The following is a 16,986-nucleotide window of genomic DNA, read 5'->3' as shown; positions in this document are numbered from 1 at the left end:
ATGGTAAAATAAAAAGAAGGAAACTCCTAAAAGTTGCATGTCACTGAAGGAGAGAAAAGTAAAATAAGAGGTATATGCATATATGAATAAGCGAACAGCGTTAGTACTTGGTGCAAGTGGTTTAGTTGGACAAGAGATAACGCGTCTATTACTTGAATCAGATTACTACGATTCGGTTACTATTTTTGTAAGAGAACCAATGCAATGGCAACATGAGAAGTTACAGCAGAAGAAAGTAGATTATTCGGCATTAGAAGAATATAAAGAATTTTTTGCAGTAGATGATGTTTTTAGTTGTCTAGGAACAACAATAAAAAAAGCAAAAACAAAGGCGAATTTCAAAAAAGTAGATTATGAATATACGTTACGAGCTGCTTGTTTAGCTGAAAAGCAAGGGGTGCAAAACTTCCTTGTTGTGTCTTCGATGGGAGCAAATCCTAAATCATTTTTCTTTTATTCACAAGTAAAAGGGAAAATGGAAGAGGAATTGCAAAAGTTAGTGATTGGTGGTATTCATATTTTTAGGCCGTCTTTATTAGTTGGAAATCGACAAGAGTTTCGTTTTGGTGAACGAATGGCTGAAAAGTTAACTCGAATTATTCCTTTTATATTTAAAGGGGCTTTCAAAAAGTATAAACCAATTTCAGCTAAAGATGTGGCGAAAGGGATGTATATAACTGCGCTGCGAGAAGAATCTGGTCTCCACATTTATAATTCAAATGAAATTACAACGATAGAATAAATAAAACCGAGAAGAATGGCTTCTCGGTTTTATTTATTCATATTGATTTTCCCAGGAGCCCGCTTATATTGATACGGTTCTTGCAATTCAAAACCAAGTTCATTTGCGGCTATTCTTGGGAAGTACGGATTGCGAAGTAACTCACGTCCGATAAAAATTAAATCTGCTTCGTTATTATTTAATATTTGCTCTGCCTGTGCCCCAGTCGTAATCAATCCAACTGCCCCAGTTGCAATGTTAGCATGTTCTTTAATATGTTTAGCATATTGTACTTGGTAACCAGGATAAACATCAATATGTGCCGGTACAACTGCACCAGAACTACAATCGATTAAATCTACTCCTTGTTCTTTCATCCATTTTGAATACTGAACGTAATCTTGAACGGTTAGTCCGTCAGGATGATAATCATTTGCTGAAATACGAACAAATAACGGTCCGTCCCAAACTTCATTTATAGATTCGATGATTTCACGTAAGAAACGATAGCGGTTTTCAGATGAATCGCCATATTCATCCGTTCGTTTATTGGAAAGTGGAGAAAGAAATTCGTTAATTAGATAACCGTGAGCGCCATGTATTTCAATAACGTCAAATCCAGCTTGTTTTGAACGCAGTGCAGCCTTTTGAAAAGCTAGTGCGGTGTCTTTAATTTGCTCTTTACTCATTTCCAGTGGTATTTTCATTGTTTCATTAAATGGAATTGCTGAAGGTGCTAACGCATCTGTTTCTAACTCAGCTTTTCTTCCGGCGTGAGCGAGTTGAATGGCAGCTTTTGCACCATTATCATGTATAAAAGTTGTCGCTGTATGTAATCCTTCAATTAGACTGTCGTCCCAAATACCTAAATCTTTGTTAGAAATGCGACCTTCAGGTAACACAGCTGTTGCTTCAATCATAACTAAACCGACTTGACCGGCAGCCCTAGTTCCATAATGAACGAGGTGGAAATTCGTTACTTTTCCATCCTCATTTTCCGAAGAATACATACACATAGGCGACATGACGATACGGTTTTTTAGTGTAACATCCTTAATTGTGTAGGGTGAAAAAAGTTTGGAATGCATCAAACAGCCTCCTTGATTGAATTTTCTTATATTTTACCATTCTCTTTTTTGTTTCTCTAATAAAACGCTTATACGAAAAATTTTGTCTATTCGTGTTACAATGACTAATATGAACTGAATTGGAGGATGACATATGTACCAGGCTTATTATAAAAGTGAATTAGGTTTGCTAGAAATTACAGCGAACGAAGAAGGCATTACGTCTGTTATATTTGTTGATGAACGACAAGAAGAAAATACAAATGAAATGATAGATCAATGTATAAATGAGCTAGATGAATATTTTAAAGGAAAAAGAAAAGAGTTTACTGTACCACTGTCTGCAGAGGGAACATCATTTCAAAAAAATGTATGGGATGCGCTCTACACTATTCCTTATGGCGTAAGTGCTTCATATTTAGATATTGCGGAGAAGGTTGGTAATACGAAAGCTGTACGAGCAATAGGAGGAGCAAACAGTCGTAATCCCATTTCAATTATCGTTCCGTGTCACCGTGTAATAGGAAAGAGTGGAAAGCTTGTAGGGTATGCGGGTGGTTTATGGAGGAAAGAGTGGCTGTTAAAACACGAAGGTATTTTGAAATGAAGTATGAATGGAAAGAGGGATTGTTTTGGAATGTATAAATTGTGGGCAACCTTGTGCGAATGAACAGTTAAATTGTGCAAACTGTCAGCAAAAACTGCATAATAAACAAGGTGAAGGAAGCTCGCTAATAGACAAAGAATTAGAAGAATATGTAGGGAGACAATATCCGTACTACAAAAAAAAATGGGAGCTTGAAAATAAGCGAATTGCAAAATGGAGCTGGAATGGTTGGGCTGCTATTTTTAATGTAGGTTGGCTTGGCTATCGTAAGTATTATTTACCTGCTGCACTATTTATACTGTTATTAGTAGTGTGTGATGCGTTTTCATATTATATGGGCTTCAACGTAGCATTGCCAATCATTAATATGGTGCCTCTTACGTTTTTATTACTCGTTTTTATCTTATTCGGGCTAGGGATTTTTGCGAATGGATTATATTATCAATTTGCAGAAAGACGTATATACCGCATAAAGGCACGTGAAATTAAAGATGAATCGGTTGAAAATTATCTCATTCGTGATAGTGGAGGAACGAGTAAAATGGGAGCAACGATCGTTACAATGTTAGCAGTTGCTAGTATTTTGTTCAGTCATTTCTTTTTCCCAACTGATCAGGATATTATTCAAAAAGTTCGTACAAGCTCGCTTTATGAATATCCAGTCTTTTCAATTGGTGAATCGTTCGAAAATTATTTTCAAAATTCAGGATGGATATACTATCGTGGAACGGAAGGATTAGAATTAGTAGAATTTCAGGGGGAGAGTCCTGAGATGCCAAGGAAAAAGGTGACAATTCAATTTATTGTTGATTATAAATTGGGAGAAGTGGAACCATATTCACTTACGATTAACGGTGAATCTAAAAATGAAGAAGAGTTTTTGAAAATAATGGAGGAAATATTTAAAGTTCAAAATCCATTTGATATAGAGGATGGCTTACAAGTAAATGCTATTCAACAAAGCGGAGGGAAAGCAATTTCTGACCGCTTTTTTTCTTTTTATGAAAATAAATATTTAAAATAATCAGAATCTTTTGTATAATAAAATATATTATACAAGTTTTAACTTATACATATAGATTGGGGGAAGGAAGAATGAAGAGAAAGACAACAACAATTGCTGCACTTGCGTTATCGACTAGTGTACTGGTTGCGGGATGTGGGAATGGGGAGAAGGCTTCGACAACGAAGAAAGAATCAAGTAAGGGAATGGCAGATAAACAAGTTTTAAATTTGCTAGAAACAGCTGAAATTCCTTCAATGGATACATCTAAATCAACAGATTCTGTATCTTTCCGTGTATTTGTAAATGCAATGGAAGGATTATATCGTCTAGATAAAGATAATAAACCAACTCCAGGTATGGCCAAAGATGTGAAGATTAGTGAAGATAAAAAGACATATACATTTGAATTACGTGATGCAAAATGGTCAAATGGTGATCCAGTTCGAGCGCAAGATTTTGTATATGCATGGCAACGTACATTAGATAAAGCAATAGCAGCAGAATATGCATTTATTTTATTTGATGTGAAAAATGCACAGAAAGTAAATAAAGGAGAAGTACCGTCGGATCAATTAGGTGTAAAAGCGAAGGATGATAAAACGTTGGTAGTAGAATTAGAGCAACCAGCACCTTATTTCCTTGAGCTTACTTCGTTCCCTACATTCTTCCCATTAAATGAAAAGTATGTAAAAGAACAAGGGGATAAATACGGATTAGAAGCAGATAAATTATTGTACAATGGACCATTTACAATGAGTGAATGGAAACATGAACAAAGTTACCAGTTAAAGAAAAACCCAAATTATTGGGATAAAGATGCTGTAAAATTACAAGAAATTAATGTGGGTATAGTAAAAGAGACAAGTACTGGGGTAAATTTATATGATAGTGATCAAGCAGACCGTGTCATTTTAAGTTCTGAGTTTGTAGACAAATATAAAAAGAATAAACCAGATGAATTTAAAACGAAGCTAGACCCACGTATGTATTTCCTACGTTTTAATCAAAAAAATGCAACGTTTAAAAATCAAAAGGTTCGTGAGGCGATTGATTTAGCGTACGATAAAAAAGGAATTGCGGATGTAATTTTGAATGATGGATCATTGCCAGCGTATTTCTTAGTACCTGAAAAGTTTACGACAGGACCAGATGGAAAAGACTTCCGTACTGTAAATAAAAATTTCCGTGACAGTAAAGATAATGCTGCGAAAGCAAAAAAACTGTGGGAAGAAGCGAAGAAAGAACTTGGTCAAGATACAATTACAGTAGAATTACTAAATGATGATAACGGTAGTCGTAAAAAAGTGGGCGACTTTATTAAAGAAGAATTAGAGAAAAACTTACCAGGTATTAAAGTGAATTTGAAGCAACAACCATATAAGCAGAAGTTAGATTTAGAAAAGAAATTTCAATATGAATTCTCATTATCTGCATGGAGTCCAGATTATCCAGACCCAATGACATATATTGATATGTTCGTTACTGGAAGTTCATTTAATGAAATGGATTATTCAAATCCGAAGTATGATGATTTAGTAGCGAAATCAAAAGGAGAACTACTAAAAGATGACGCAGCACGCTGGAAAGCACTTGCAGAAGCTGAAAAAATCTTAATTGGTCAAGATGTTGCAATCTCTCCTACGTACCAACAAAGTACAGCTTACTTAGAGAAGACGTATGTAAATGGTATTGCTAACCATACGTTCGGTGGCGACTTCAGTTATAAATGGGCATATATTACAAAAAAATAGTATAATAAAAGATGAGTGAATTTTCGCTCATCTTTTATTTGTTTAAGGAGGAACGTGGAGTGTTGAAAGGAATCAATCATCTTTGTTTTTCAGTATCAAATTTAGAAAACTCTATTCTGTTTTATGAAAGAGTGCTAGAAGGAGAACTATTAGTTAAAGGGAGAAAACTTGCATATTTCAATATATGTGGAGTATGGATAGCACTGAACGAAGAGGCACATATTCCAAGAAAGGAGATTCATCAATCTTATACGCACCTCGCATTTTCTGTTGAACAAAAAGATTTTGAACGCCTGTTACATCGGTTAGAAGAAAATAATGTTCATATTTTACAAGGAAGAGAACGTAATGTGAGAGATTGTGAGTCTATATATTTTGTTGATCCTGACGGTCACAAGTTCGAGTTTCATTCAGGGACACTGCAAGACCGTCTAAATTATTATAGGGAAGAAAAACCACATATGACATTTTACTAGGGAGGAAGAGTATTTGCATGCACTTGTAATCGGGGGAACAGGGATGTTAAAGAAAGTTTCTATGTGGCTTTGTGAGCAAGGATTCCATGTTTCTATTATTGGACGAGATGAAGTGAAATTAGAATATGTGAAGCGAGCAAGTTCTGCACCGGAAAATATCACATGCCTTCCGTTAGATTATCATAATAATGACGAAGTAAAGATAGCTATTAAAGGTACAATTGAGAGAAATGGTCCCATAACATTAGTTTTGGCATGGATACATTCAAGTGCAAAGTATGCGTTATCACTCATTTGTAAGGAGATAGAATTTTCGTCTGAGACATACAGTTTATTTCATATTTTAGGCAGTAAAGCATCGCGTATGAATGCAGGGAAAATAGGTGGTACGCTTTGCCTGTATCATAGAATTATATTAGGTTTTATTTTAGAAGATACATTCGGAAGGTGGCTTACTCATCAAGAAATATCAGATGGAGTAATTAATGGGATTGAAAGTAATTGCAATGAATGGATTGTGGGGCAAATAGAACCATGGGAATTACGACCAAATTAATAAGGGGGAATGGGAAATGAAAACAACTGTATATGTAACAAGGCACGGTGAAACAGAATGGAATGTAGCGAAGCGAATGCAAGGACGGAAAAATTCAGCTTTAACTGAAAATGGTATGTTACAAGCGAAACAATTAGGGGAGCGTATGAAGGATTTACCACTCCATGCCATATATAGTAGTCCAAGCGAAAGAACACGTCATACTGCTGAATTGATTAAAGGGGAACGCGATATTCCAATTATAGAAGATGAACGTTTCTATGAAATAAATATGGGGATATGGGAAGGGCAAACAATTGCTGATTTGGAAATGCAATATCCAGAAGAAGTACATTTATTTTGGAATGAACCACATCTTTTTCAGTCAACATCAGGGGAAAACTTTGCGGCCGTTTATAAAAGAGTAATTGAAGGGATACACTTTCTTTTAGAAAAGCATAAAGGAGAAAACATTTTAATAGTTACTCATGCTGCAGCAGCGAAACTACTTGTAGGACATTTTGCAGGTCTTGAAATTGAACATGTATGGGGAGAGCCATTTATGCATAGCGCGAGTCTTAGTGTAATTGAATTTGATGAAGATCTTGGTAAAGTAAAACAATTTGCAGATATAAGTCATTTTCAGTAAACGTAAAAAAGGCCGCAACGCGGCCTTTTTTGGTGGGCATAAAAAACTAGCAATTACGTTTTTTATACCAGAAGTGATCGAATTTTTTATTCTTGCAAGAAGAAGACTTGTGTCTGCTATCTTTGCAATCATTCCATTTGTGTCCGTCATCGTGACAGTCCTTACCATGATCCCACGAATCATCACAAGAACCATGATGGCTATGAGGGAAAAATACACATTTTTTACAGAAACATCGTTTTGTCCAGAAACATTTCTTTTCAAAACGAACGCATTTTGTAACGAAAGTGCATTTTTTCACGCGAGTACGTTTTGTAACTATAACGCATTCTTTTCTACGAGTAACTTTTGTAACAAAAGTCCATTTTTGAACGCGTACACGAGTACATTTTGTAACGAAAGTCCATTTTTTTACATGAGTACATTTTGTAACGAAAGTACAATGTTTCACGCGAGTACATCTTGTTCTTGGACATTTATTCCCTGTTGTACATCTACGCCCTGTTGTACATCTACGCCCTGTTGTACATTTACACCCTGTTGTACATTTATGATGATCATCATCGCACTCAAAAGTACTTGGATCTTGGTGTAAGAAATCCTCCATCCCTGCACTTTTGATTTCTTCAACAGCTTTTCTAATATCACGTTTCATAGAAATCCTCCTTATCATGTATTAAAGTGAAAAGGTATTCTTTTTCCTTAACATGATATGAGATATGACGACGTTCTGAACAGGACAAGAGTGTAATTTTATATAAATAGATGATAGCGGATGTATGGACAAGACAAGGCGCATACATTGAATGAAGAGAACTGAGAAGGGATGAGAAAACATGCTGCCTTCATATGATTTTTTTGTTCATCCAATGTACTTAGTGGAATTGAAAAAAGATATTTGGTCAGATAGTCCAGTGCCAGCAAAATTAACTTATGGAAAAAAGAAGTATGACATTGATATCGTATACCGGGGTGCTCATATTCGCGAATTTGAGAAAAAGTCTTATCATGTTGTATTTTATAAACCGAAAAAATTTCAAGGCGCGAAAGAGTTTCATTTGAATTCTGAGTTTATGGATCCGTCACTCATACGAAATAAATTATCTTTAGATTTTTTTCATGATATTGGTGTACTTTCGCCAAAATCACAACATGTATTTATAAAAATCAATGGTCAAATTCAAGGTGTATATTTACAGTTAGAATCAGTTGATGAAAACTTTTTGAAAAATAGAGGATTACCGAGTGGTTCTATTTATTATGCGATAGATGATGATGCGAATTTTTCATTAATGAGTGAGCGAGATAAAGATGTTAAGACAGAGCTCTTTGCGGGTTATGAATTTAAATATTCGAATAAAAATAGTGAAGAACAACTAAGTGAATTTGTATTTCAAGCGAATACTTTGTCGAGGGAAGATTATGAAAAAGAAATTGGGAAGTTTCTACATGTAGATAAATATTTACGATGGTTAGCTGGAGTAATTTTCACGCAAAACTTTGACGGTTTCGTTCATAACTATGCACTATACCATAACGATGAGACAAATTTATTTGAAGTTATACCGTGGGATTATGATGCAACTTGGGGGCGAGATGTACAAGGGAGACCGCTTAATCATGAATATATTCGCATTCAAGGGTATAACACGTTAAGTGCAAGATTGTTAGACATACCTGTATTTAGAAAGCAGTATCGAAGTATTTTAGAAGAAATATTAGAAGACCAATTTACAGTTTCGTTTATGAGGCCGAAAGTAGAAGCGTTGTGTGAATTGATTCGTCCATATTTACTACAAGATCCATATATGAAAGAAAAATTAGAAACGTTTGATCAAGAGGCTGATATGATTTATGAATATATAAATAAAAGAAGGAAGTATATACAAGACCACTTACATGAATTGGATTAATTTTGAAAGAGATTGGAACATTATCAATCTCTTTTTTTGTATAATAAAGGTGTACCAAAAAAGTGAAATGATATGTATTTGATAGAGAATGGGGTTGTGTAGAGATGACGATTAAATGGATTGATTGGGTAAAACAAATACAATCTATAGCCCAAGCGGGTTTAACGTATTCTAAAGATGTGTACGATATAGAACGTTTCCAACAATTACGAGACATTTCGATTTCGATGATGTCACATTACACAAAAACAGATTGGGAAGTAGTAGCGAAACTATTTGCAAGTGAGACGGGCTATCAAACACCAAAAGTTGATATACGAGCAGTTGTTTGTCAAAATGAAAAGCTATTATTTGTGAAGGAAAAAAGTGATGGGAAATGGGCATTGCCAGGTGGCTGGGCTGATGTTGGTTATACGCCAACAGAAGTAGCAGCAAAAGAGGTTTTCGAAGAGACAGGATATGAAGTAGATCGTTTTAAGCTACTAGCTATATTTGATAAAGAAAAGCATCAACCATCGCCTTCAGCAACGCATGTATATAAGATTTTTATTTGTTGTAATATTGTTGGTGGGGAAAAGAAGGTTAGTATTGAAACAGAAGAAATAGAGTTTTTTGGTGAAGATGAATTGCCGGATTTATCAATTGCTAGAAATACAGAAGAGCAAATTAAAGAAATGTTTGCTTATATGAAAGACCCAAAGAAAGAAAAAATAATAGATTAATGCTGCTTGAATTGTACATATTGTTAAAATGAAGATATTGGCAGATTGCAATCTTTATGTGATAATGGGATGGTATGTGAAGAAAAAAGGAGATAGAAAAGAACATGTTAGCAAATATAATAGATCAGTTATTGCAATTTTTTGCAAGCTTAGGGTACTTTGGAGTAGCTCTTGCTTTAATGATTGAAGTAATCCCAAGTGAAATTGTACTTTCGTATGCTGGCTTTTTAGTAGCAGATGGTAAAATTAGTTTTGTGGGGGCAGTTATCGCCGGAACGATTGGTGGTACTTTAGCGCAAATCTTTTTATACTGGCTTGGATACTACGGAGGGCGTCCGGTTGTAGAGAAATATGGGAAATATCTACTTATTAATAAACACCATTTAGACATAGCGGAAGGTTGGTTTAAACGTTACGGAGCAGGCGTAATATTTTCTGCACGCTTTATTCCAGTAGTACGTCATGCGATCTCTATTCCAGCAGGACTAGCTAAGATGCCATTAAAACTATTTACACTTTATACGGTTGTAGCGATTATTCCGTGGTCAATTCTATTTATATACTTAGGTGAAAAACTTGGTGGGAATTGGCGTCATATTAAAGAGTATGCATCTGATTATACACATTACATAATTATAGGAGCTGTGCTCTTTATTGCACTATACTTCGGTTTAAAGTATTTGAAAAAGAAAAAAACAACACGTTAAAGTCAATGATGATTCATTGGCTTTTTTATTTGTTTCGGTTCTAAACAAAAGGAGTTGTCCATAATGTGTAATAATAAAGCGTAGCGGAGGAATGTGATGAAAGGGTCACCGTTTATACGTGGAACGATATTTTTAACGATGGCAACGATGATATCTAAAATGTTAGGGTTTATATATATTATACCATTTACAGCAATGGTTGGTACGAGTGGGTACGTTCTATACGCGTATGCATATCGTCCTTATACGATTATGCTGAGTATAGCGACGATGGGGTTACCGCTCGCTGTTTCAAAGATGGTATCAAAATATGATCAACTAAATGATTATCATACAGTTAAAAGAGTACTAAAGAGTGGTATCGTTTTTATGTTAATAATGGGAGTTGTATCGTGTGTCACACTGTATGTATTAGCCCCGCATTTAGCTGAACTTGTAGTTGATGGAAGTGATCAAACGGGGAATAGTGTAACTGCTGTCGCTACTAACATTCAAATTGTAAGTTTTGCGTTAATACTTGTACCAGTAATGAGTTTATTAAGAGGCTTCTTTCAAGGATTTCAGTCGATGGGCCCTTCTGCATTAAGTGTAGTTGTAGAGCAATTCTTTCGGGTCTTAACTATATTGATAGGAAGTTTTGTCGTATTATATGTTTTAAAAGCTTCTGTATCGCTAGCAGTTGGTATTTCAACGTTTGGTGCTTTCATGGGAGCAATAGGTGGATTAGCTGTTTTAACTGCGTATTATGTAAGAAGGAGAAGGCATTTAAAGAAAAAAGAGATGGCAAGTATACCGCAAACGACGAAATCTTTCTTCTCGTTGTATAAGGAGCTCTTTACATATTCTATTCCTTTCGTCGTGGTTGGTTTAGCTATTCCTTTGTATCAGACTATAGATACATTTACAATTAATAAACTACTTATACAAATTGGATATATGCAAGGAGAAGCGGAAAAAATCAATGCGATTATTGGTCTTGTTCAAATGGTTGTACTTATCCCAGTTTCAGTTGCGACTGCTTTTAGTATGTCTCTCGTTCCAGAGATGACGAAAGCTTATACAGCAGGGAATACGAAGTTACTATATAAACATTTTACAAAGACGAATCTATTAGTAGTAGGGATTACGGTACCAGCGGCGATTGGAATGATGGTGTTAGCAAAACCAATATATACGCTTTTGTTTAGTACGGGGAATGATCCGGAGATAGGGAGTGTTATTCTACAATATTATGCTCCTGCGTGTATACTATTTTCACTCTTTACTGTAACGGCTGCTATGCTGCAAGGAATTAATCAACAACAGAAAACAGTATTAGGTTTAGTAATCGGAATTATTGTAAAGATAATATTAAATATTGTATTGCTTCCGTATTTCGATTATGTAAGTTTTATCATTTCAACTTACGCTGGCTATACGATTTCAGTTGGTTTTAACTTGTGGATGCTTTCTAAATATGTTATAAAGGCAACATAAGCTTTTTAAGGCAGAGAACCCTCTGTCTTTTTCTACGTTTATAATATTTTTCACGTAAAAGCGTTTTCAAAATAATTTTTCTATTGAAATTTAAACGTATGTTTCATATGCTGAGAATGGCGGTTCAAAAACTGTTATGTAAGAGAGGTAGATTCCTACATGTAAAAAGAATCGGGGTGATAGTATGTTAAATATGTATTTAACAGACCGAAACGGAAAACTACAAGAGATTGAGGAAATGCAAAAGGGTTGCTGGATTAATGTACTTCATCCAACTGAAGAAGAAATTCAGTATTTAGTACAAACTTTAAATGTAGACTTAGATTTCATTAAAGACCCTTTGGATGATGAAGAACGCTCTCGTATTGAAAAGGAAGACAATAATACCTTAATCATCGTCGATATTCCGACAGTTAGGCATGATGAAGAGGGGAATTCGATTTATGACACGATTCCAATAGGTATGATTGTAATGCCAGATTGTTTCGTTACAATTTGTTTAGAAGAGAATCCAATTTTTGAACGTTTTATTAATCAACGTATTAAAGAATTTTATACGTTTAAAAAGACACGCTTTGCACTGCAGCTCTTATATACGATTTCTACTTATTATTTAAGATACTTAAAGCAAATAAATCGAAAAACAATCGATTTAGAGCACCAATTAAATAAATCAATGAAAAACAAAGAAATTTTTACATTGTTAGGCCTTGAAAAAAGTTTAGTTTACTTTACAACGTCACTAAAGGCTAATAAAATTGTAATTCAAAAATTAATGCGAAACAGTACATTTTTAAAAATGTATGAAGACGATCAAGATCTATTAGAAGATGTATTAATTGAAAATAAACAGGCTATTGAAATGGCGGAAATATATAGTCACATTTTAAGTGGAATGATGAATACATTTAGTTCCGTTATATCAAATAATTTAAATAGTGTTATGAAACTGTTAACGTCTATTACAATTATTTTATCTTTACCAACAATGGTTTCTAGTTTCTTTGGAATGAACGTAAAGGTTCCATTTGAAGGTGAAGCGTATGGTTTTGTAATTGTACTCATTATATGTGTAACTTTATCGTTCACATTGGCATTTGTTTTTTGGAAGAAACGTTACTTTTAACAATAAAAAAGCTGCTCTAGCATAGTTGTAAAACTACGCTAGAGCAGCTTTTTTGCTATGAAATCTCAATTTTGGAATAGAATATAACATGTGAAATGTAATGTGTATGAAGGTTATGAATTCCGTATAAGCCTTGTCCAATTAATAAAATGGGGTTAAAATTACATATTGTTAAAGAAAAGTTGGAGGAAATACATCATGGAATTGTTTCAATTACCGAAAGCATTCCTGCAAATGAATACAATTTTTATCTCAATATTAATCGAGGCACTTCCGTTTGTGCTAATTGGTGTATTTATTTCAGGATTCATTCAAATGTTTGTGACAGAAGATATGGTGGCAAAATGGATGCCGAAGAACCGATTTCTGTCAGTTTTACTAGCTACTTTTTTAGGCATGATGTTTCCAGGATGTGAATGTGGAATTGTTCCGATTGTAAGACGATTAATCGGAAAAGGCGTTCCGCCATACGCAGGGATTGCATTTATGTTAACTGGACCGATTATTAATCCGGTTGTACTATTTGCTACATATGTCGCTTTTGGAAGTAGTATGCACATGGTATGGTATCGTTCTATTGTAGCGATTATCGTAGCAATTATCGTTGGAATTATATTATCATTTATGTTTAAAGAACATCAATTACGAGATGATCACTTCCCAGAAGTGAATCATAAGCGTCCGTTACGTAAAAAAATGTGGGAGGTATGTACGCACGCAGTTGAGGAATTCTTCTCAATGGGAAAATACTTAGTACTAGGTGCGTTAATTGCAGCAGCGGTTCAAACGTTTGTACAAACTTCAACACTTCTTGCTATCGGACAAGGGCCGTTTTCTTCATCAGCTGTAATGATGGGACTTGCCTTTATATTATCACTTTGTTCAGAAGCAGATGCATTTATTGCTTCGTCATTCCAAAGTACATTTTCAACAGCATCACTCGTCGCGTTTCTCGTATATGGACCGATGGTGGATATTAAAAATATGTTTATGATGCTTGCGACATTTAAAACAAAATTTGTAATTGTCGTTACAGTTACAGTTACACTTGTTGTTTATGCAAGCTCACTACTCATTTATGCGATGGGGTGGTAGGTTATGTTTCGAGCATATATATTATTAGGTTTTACAATATTAATTGCGCAGCTTCATATTTCTGGTAATATTACGAAGTATATCAATATGAAGTATGCCTATTTATCAACAACAGCAGCCATTATTTTAGGGTTTTTAACGATTGTTCAAATTATTATCGTTTTCCAAAAAGAACATCAAAAAGAAAAAGATCAGCACAATTGTGGTTGCGATCATAGTCACTGCGGGCATGATCATTCGAAAGATGAGAATACATGGTGGAAAAAAGTGTTTTCTTACACATTATTCTGTTTTCCAATCATTACAGGATTGTTTTTCCCAATTGCAACATTAGATTCCGATATTGTTAAGGCGAAGGGATTCCATTTTCCAGTAGCGCAAGCAGAAAGTAAAGATCCATTTATGACAAGGCAATTTCTAAGACCTGATACGAGCATTTATTACGGGAAAGAAGGATACCGTGGTGTAATGGAAAAAGGGAAGAAAGAGTTTGTTACGAAAGAAAGTATTACTTTAAAAGATGAAGATTTCTTAAAGGGTATGGAGACGATTTATAACTATCCTGGCGAGTTTACTGGGAAAAAATTATCTTTTAAAGGGTTTGTGTTCAGAGATGATTCTTCTAAAAAAGAACAATACTTCTTATTCCGTTTCGGTATTATACACTGTGTAGCGGATTCTGGTGTATATGGTATGTTAGTGAAAAAACCAGAAGGGGTAGAGTGGAATAATGATGACTGGATCCAAGTAGAAGGAGAAATAACAACGGAGTTTTATCAGCCGTTCCATGCCAATATTCCCGTTTTAGAAGTAACGAAATGGAATAAAGTTGAGCAGCCGAAAGAACAGTATGTATTTAGAGGAGCCGATTGATAACATCGGTTCTTTTTTATGGACTAAAAGTTCTGAATGTTGTTAATATTAAACGTGTAGTTCATTTAGTGTAGTGAACAGTACATGATTAGTTGAACTCATTGAAAGTATACGGACAGCCCGACTTCCACCTAATTTCTTCTGGGAGTCTTACTACCCGCAAATAGCAGGATAATTAATCAAGGGGGCGATAACAATGACTGAAGTAAAGGGAAAAACAGCTAATGAGTCTAGAGTGTTTAAAACGAGCCGAGTATTTCCAACGGATTTAAATGATCATAATACACTATTTGGTGGGAAAATATTAGCGGAGATGGATATGGTTGCTTCTATTTCAGCAACGAGACATGCAAGAAAAGAATGTGTCACAGCGTCTATGGATTGGGTTGATTTCTTACATCCTGTTCGTTCATCTGATTGCGTTAGTTATGAATCCTTTGTAATTTGGACGGGAAGAACTTCAATGGAAGTTTTTGTGAAGGTAGTGGCTGAAGACTTAATTTCAGGTGAGAAGCGTATAGCTGCAACGTCATTTGTTACATTTGTTGCACTTAGTAAGGAAAATAATCCAGTTCCTGTACCACGAGTTATTCCTGAAACAGAAGAAGAGAAAGAATTACATCGTATTGCTGTATTACGTGCGGAACAACGTAATATTCGTAAGGCAGAGAGTAAGAAAGTAGCCACATTGTTAACTTTTTGAATTGAATATATAGCCGTTAAGGTTACCATAACAAACGATAATGGTTTTAAAATAAAAAGCGGACACCTAAAAATAGGTGTCCGCTTTTATAGTTTTTTCATCCACATATCATATGACAATAACTACTTAGCAGAAGCAAGCAGCACCGACGATGATTAAGAGGATAAATAATACGACTAAAAGCGCAAATCCATTACCATGTGCGAAGCCCATTGTTATTTCCTCCTTTTATTTTAAGATACAACATACAATATGCAAATGAGCTGTTGTTTGATATGGACATATATCATGTAAGGACATTTTTTCTTGAATGATTATGTATAAAAAAAGGGAAGATATAGGAATAACAGTAAGTGGAGAAAGGAAATTATCCATGAAGCACTTTTTCGCTCTAATCCTTTTTTTTATAGGTGTATTCATATGGATGAACATCGATGTGGAAATGGGGAAAAAAATGGCTAGTGAATATGAATTAGGGCAAGTTCGATTAGGCGAATTTCAACTATATACGAACGGAGAAGAGTTATATAGGAGATTATTTGAGGATATAAACAATGCGAAAAAGTATATATATATTCATTTTTATATTGTAGGTAAAGATGAGATAAGCCGAGAGTTTTTACAGTTATTAGAGAAAAAAGCATCTAGCGGGGTAGAAGTGAAGTTGTCAGTCGACCGTATAGGTGGATATAAGCTGAAGAAAAAGATACTGAATCAATTAAAAAGAAAAGGTGTCCAGTTTACATTTAGTAAAAAACCTAAACTGAAAAGTATATTCTATTCTTTGCATCAACGAAATCATAGACGCATTGTTACGATAGATGGAAAGGTATCATACGTCGGTGGTTTTAATATCGGAAAGGAATACCTTGGACAAAATCCGAAATTTGGTCCATGGCGTGATTATCATGTACGTATCAATGGGAATGGTGCAACTGATATGGAAAGAAAATTTGCTAAAGATTGGAAAGAAGATACCGGGGAAAAAATGCCTGCACATGAAAGTGTACCTGCAAAAGGAAATGTAAAATATCAATATTTGTTTTCAAATGGAAAAGGTTTATGGCAGAAATATGGGGTGCTTATAAAGCAGGCTAAAAAGTCTTTAATAATTGCTACACCTTATTTTGTACCAAGTAAAGAAATGATGAAAGAGTTAAAAGATGCATTACATCGTGGTGTTAATGTAAAAATTCTCGTGCCATTTAAAAGTGATGCCGTATTGTTAAAACAAGCTGCTTATCCGTATTTGAAAGACATGTTACATGCTGGAGCGGAAATTTATCAATATCGCAATGGATTTTTTCATGGGAAAGTAACGATCATTGATGGAGAAATTGTTGATATCGGTACAGCAAACTTTGATAATAGAAGTTTTTATTTAAATTGCGAATCTAACTGTCTCATATATGACAAAACAGTTGTTGCTGACGTATGGAGTCGATTAAAGGAGGATTTTCGTAAATCAAAACGATTTTCTGAACAGGATTTTGAGGAAATTAGTAAATGGGATTGGTTTTTAGCAAGAATAGCGAATGTTTTAGCGTCATATTTATAGC

At 34.7% G+C, this 16,986-nt stretch carries 19 protein-coding genes; 16 read left to right on the top strand and 3 right to left on the bottom strand.

The window, feature by feature from the left end:
- Window positions 1-82: 82 nt before the first annotated feature.
- Window positions 83-742: an oxidoreductase gene (locus JDS81_RS18745; protein ID WP_001042745.1), complete on the top strand. Its 660-nt coding sequence runs from the start codon at window positions 83-85 to the stop codon at window positions 740-742.
- Window positions 743-771: 29 nt separating this feature from the next.
- Here JDS81_RS18745 and namA read toward each other — a convergent pair whose 3' ends face one another.
- Window positions 772-1,809: an NADPH dehydrogenase NamA gene (gene namA / locus JDS81_RS18740; protein ID WP_097954776.1), complete on the bottom strand. Its 1,038-nt coding sequence runs from the start codon at window positions 1,807-1,809 to the stop codon at window positions 772-774.
- Window positions 1,810-1,942: 133 nt separating this feature from the next.
- Here namA and JDS81_RS18735 point away from each other — a divergent pair, with 133 nt between their 5' ends.
- The 6 genes from JDS81_RS18735 to JDS81_RS18710 all read left to right on the top strand — a co-directional run bounded on the left by JDS81_RS18735 (window position 1,943) and on the right by JDS81_RS18710 (window position 6,812).
- A complete protein-coding gene (locus tag JDS81_RS18735; protein WP_000283917.1) occupies window positions 1,943-2,395 on the top strand; it encodes a methylated-DNA--[protein]-cysteine S-methyltransferase in 453 nt (150 codons plus the stop codon).
- Between the two features lie 25 nt (window positions 2,396-2,420).
- Window positions 2,421-3,419 carry a DUF2628 domain-containing protein gene (locus JDS81_RS18730; RefSeq protein WP_000388938.1) on the top strand — a complete coding sequence of 333 codons (999 nt, stop codon included), beginning with the start codon at window positions 2,421-2,423 and terminating at the stop codon, window positions 3,417-3,419.
- A gap of 71 nt (window positions 3,420-3,490) precedes the next feature.
- Entirely contained in the window at window positions 3,491-5,152 is a 1,662-nt protein-coding gene (locus JDS81_RS18725) for a peptide ABC transporter substrate-binding protein (protein WP_000824261.1), read from the top strand.
- Between the two features lie 59 nt (window positions 5,153-5,211).
- On the top strand, window positions 5,212-5,628 hold the full coding sequence (fosB, locus tag JDS81_RS18720) for a FosBx1 family fosfomycin resistance bacillithiol transferase (protein WP_000911701.1): 417 nt from the start codon (window positions 5,212-5,214) through the stop codon (window positions 5,626-5,628).
- A 13-nt stretch (window positions 5,629-5,641) separates the two neighbouring features.
- Window positions 5,642-6,184, top strand: a complete 543-nt coding sequence (locus JDS81_RS18715) for a short-chain dehydrogenase (protein WP_097954775.1) — start codon at window positions 5,642-5,644, stop codon at window positions 6,182-6,184.
- Window positions 6,185-6,200: 16 nt separating this feature from the next.
- Window positions 6,201-6,812, top strand: a complete 612-nt coding sequence (locus JDS81_RS18710) for a phosphoserine phosphatase 1 (RefSeq protein ID WP_000859191.1) — start codon at window positions 6,201-6,203, stop codon at window positions 6,810-6,812.
- A gap of 46 nt (window positions 6,813-6,858) precedes the next feature.
- Here JDS81_RS18710 and exsB read toward each other — a convergent pair whose 3' ends face one another.
- Window positions 6,859-7,467, bottom strand: a complete 609-nt coding sequence (gene exsB / locus JDS81_RS18705; RefSeq protein WP_033662989.1) for an exosporium protein ExsB — start codon at window positions 7,465-7,467, stop codon at window positions 6,859-6,861.
- Between the two features lie 181 nt (window positions 7,468-7,648).
- Between exsB and cotH the strand changes: the two genes are divergently transcribed.
- The 8 genes from cotH to JDS81_RS18665 all read left to right on the top strand — a co-directional run bounded on the left by cotH (window position 7,649) and on the right by JDS81_RS18665 (window position 15,427).
- The gene (gene cotH / locus JDS81_RS18700; protein WP_000938007.1) at window positions 7,649-8,725 is read left to right on the top strand and encodes a spore coat protein CotH; all 1,077 of its coding nucleotides are present in this window, start codon (window positions 7,649-7,651) and stop codon (window positions 8,723-8,725) included.
- 104 nt (window positions 8,726-8,829) lie between these two features.
- Window positions 8,830-9,447, top strand: coding sequence for an NUDIX hydrolase N-terminal domain-containing protein (locus tag JDS81_RS18695; RefSeq protein WP_097954774.1), 618 nt, complete (start codon window positions 8,830-8,832; stop codon window positions 9,445-9,447).
- Between the two features lie 104 nt (window positions 9,448-9,551).
- A complete protein-coding gene (gene uptA, locus JDS81_RS18690; protein WP_000880689.1) occupies window positions 9,552-10,154 on the top strand; it encodes an undecaprenyl phosphate transporter UptA in 603 nt (200 codons plus the stop codon).
- A 96-nt stretch (window positions 10,155-10,250) separates the two neighbouring features.
- Window positions 10,251-11,630: a putative polysaccharide biosynthesis protein gene (locus JDS81_RS18685; protein WP_002038509.1), complete on the top strand. Its 1,380-nt coding sequence runs from the start codon at window positions 10,251-10,253 to the stop codon at window positions 11,628-11,630.
- Between the two features lie 184 nt (window positions 11,631-11,814).
- Window positions 11,815-12,756: a magnesium transporter CorA family protein gene (locus JDS81_RS18680; RefSeq protein ID WP_000933700.1), complete on the top strand. Its 942-nt coding sequence runs from the start codon at window positions 11,815-11,817 to the stop codon at window positions 12,754-12,756.
- A 198-nt stretch (window positions 12,757-12,954) separates the two neighbouring features.
- Window positions 12,955-13,851: a permease gene (locus tag JDS81_RS18675; RefSeq protein ID WP_000418718.1), complete on the top strand. Its 897-nt coding sequence runs from the start codon at window positions 12,955-12,957 to the stop codon at window positions 13,849-13,851.
- A 3-nt stretch (window positions 13,852-13,854) separates the two neighbouring features.
- On the top strand, window positions 13,855-14,724 hold the full coding sequence (locus JDS81_RS18670; RefSeq protein WP_097954773.1) for a TIGR03943 family putative permease subunit: 870 nt from the start codon (window positions 13,855-13,857) through the stop codon (window positions 14,722-14,724).
- Between the two features lie 196 nt (window positions 14,725-14,920).
- Window positions 14,921-15,427: an acyl-CoA thioesterase gene (locus JDS81_RS18665; RefSeq protein ID WP_000141169.1), complete on the top strand. Its 507-nt coding sequence runs from the start codon at window positions 14,921-14,923 to the stop codon at window positions 15,425-15,427.
- Between the two features lie 126 nt (window positions 15,428-15,553).
- Here JDS81_RS18665 and JDS81_RS18660 read toward each other — a convergent pair whose 3' ends face one another.
- Window positions 15,554-15,640 carry a YjcZ family sporulation protein gene (locus JDS81_RS18660; protein WP_000505094.1) on the bottom strand — a complete coding sequence of 29 codons (87 nt, stop codon included), beginning with the start codon at window positions 15,638-15,640 and terminating at the stop codon, window positions 15,554-15,556.
- Window positions 15,641-15,800: 160 nt separating this feature from the next.
- Here JDS81_RS18660 and cls point away from each other — a divergent pair, with 160 nt between their 5' ends.
- The gene (cls, locus tag JDS81_RS18655; protein ID WP_142311478.1) at window positions 15,801-16,985 is read left to right on the top strand and encodes a cardiolipin synthase; all 1,185 of its coding nucleotides are present in this window, start codon (window positions 15,801-15,803) and stop codon (window positions 16,983-16,985) included.
- Window position 16,986: the final 1 nt, after the last annotated feature.

This window comes from Bacillus cereus group sp. N31 (assembly GCF_016483245.1).
Classification (GTDB): domain Bacteria; phylum Bacillota; class Bacilli; order Bacillales; family Bacillaceae_G; genus Bacillus_A; species Bacillus_A toyonensis.
This window is presented reverse-complemented; position numbering and strand designations above follow the sequence as displayed.

Coding starts and splice junctions, on each gene's coding strand:
- JDS81_RS18745 (WP_001042745.1), top strand. CDS start 83: ATGAATAAGCGAACAGCGTTAGTACTTGGTGCAAGTGGTTTAGTTGGA.
- namA (WP_097954776.1), bottom strand. CDS start 1,809: ATGCATTCCAAACTTTTTTCACCCTACACAATTAAGGATGTTACACTA.
- JDS81_RS18735 (WP_000283917.1), top strand. CDS start 1,943: ATGTACCAGGCTTATTATAAAAGTGAATTAGGTTTGCTAGAAATTACA.
- JDS81_RS18725 (WP_000824261.1), top strand. CDS start 3,491: ATGAAGAGAAAGACAACAACAATTGCTGCACTTGCGTTATCGACTAGT.
- JDS81_RS18710 (WP_000859191.1), top strand. CDS start 6,201: ATGAAAACAACTGTATATGTAACAAGGCACGGTGAAACAGAATGGAAT.
- exsB (WP_033662989.1), bottom strand. CDS start 7,467: ATGAAACGTGATATTAGAAAAGCTGTTGAAGAAATCAAAAGTGCAGGG.
- cotH (WP_000938007.1), top strand. CDS start 7,649: ATGCTGCCTTCATATGATTTTTTTGTTCATCCAATGTACTTAGTGGAA.
- JDS81_RS18695 (WP_097954774.1), top strand. CDS start 8,830: ATGACGATTAAATGGATTGATTGGGTAAAACAAATACAATCTATAGCC.
- uptA (WP_000880689.1), top strand. CDS start 9,552: ATGTTAGCAAATATAATAGATCAGTTATTGCAATTTTTTGCAAGCTTA.
- JDS81_RS18685 (WP_002038509.1), top strand. CDS start 10,251: ATGAAAGGGTCACCGTTTATACGTGGAACGATATTTTTAACGATGGCA.
- JDS81_RS18680 (WP_000933700.1), top strand. CDS start 11,815: ATGTTAAATATGTATTTAACAGACCGAAACGGAAAACTACAAGAGATT.
- JDS81_RS18675 (WP_000418718.1), top strand. CDS start 12,955: ATGGAATTGTTTCAATTACCGAAAGCATTCCTGCAAATGAATACAATT.
- JDS81_RS18670 (WP_097954773.1), top strand. CDS start 13,855: ATGTTTCGAGCATATATATTATTAGGTTTTACAATATTAATTGCGCAG.
- JDS81_RS18665 (WP_000141169.1), top strand. CDS start 14,921: ATGACTGAAGTAAAGGGAAAAACAGCTAATGAGTCTAGAGTGTTTAAA.
- JDS81_RS18660 (WP_000505094.1), bottom strand. CDS start 15,640: ATGGGCTTCGCACATGGTAATGGATTTGCGCTTTTAGTCGTATTATTT.
- cls (WP_142311478.1), top strand. CDS start 15,801: ATGAAGCACTTTTTCGCTCTAATCCTTTTTTTTATAGGTGTATTCATA.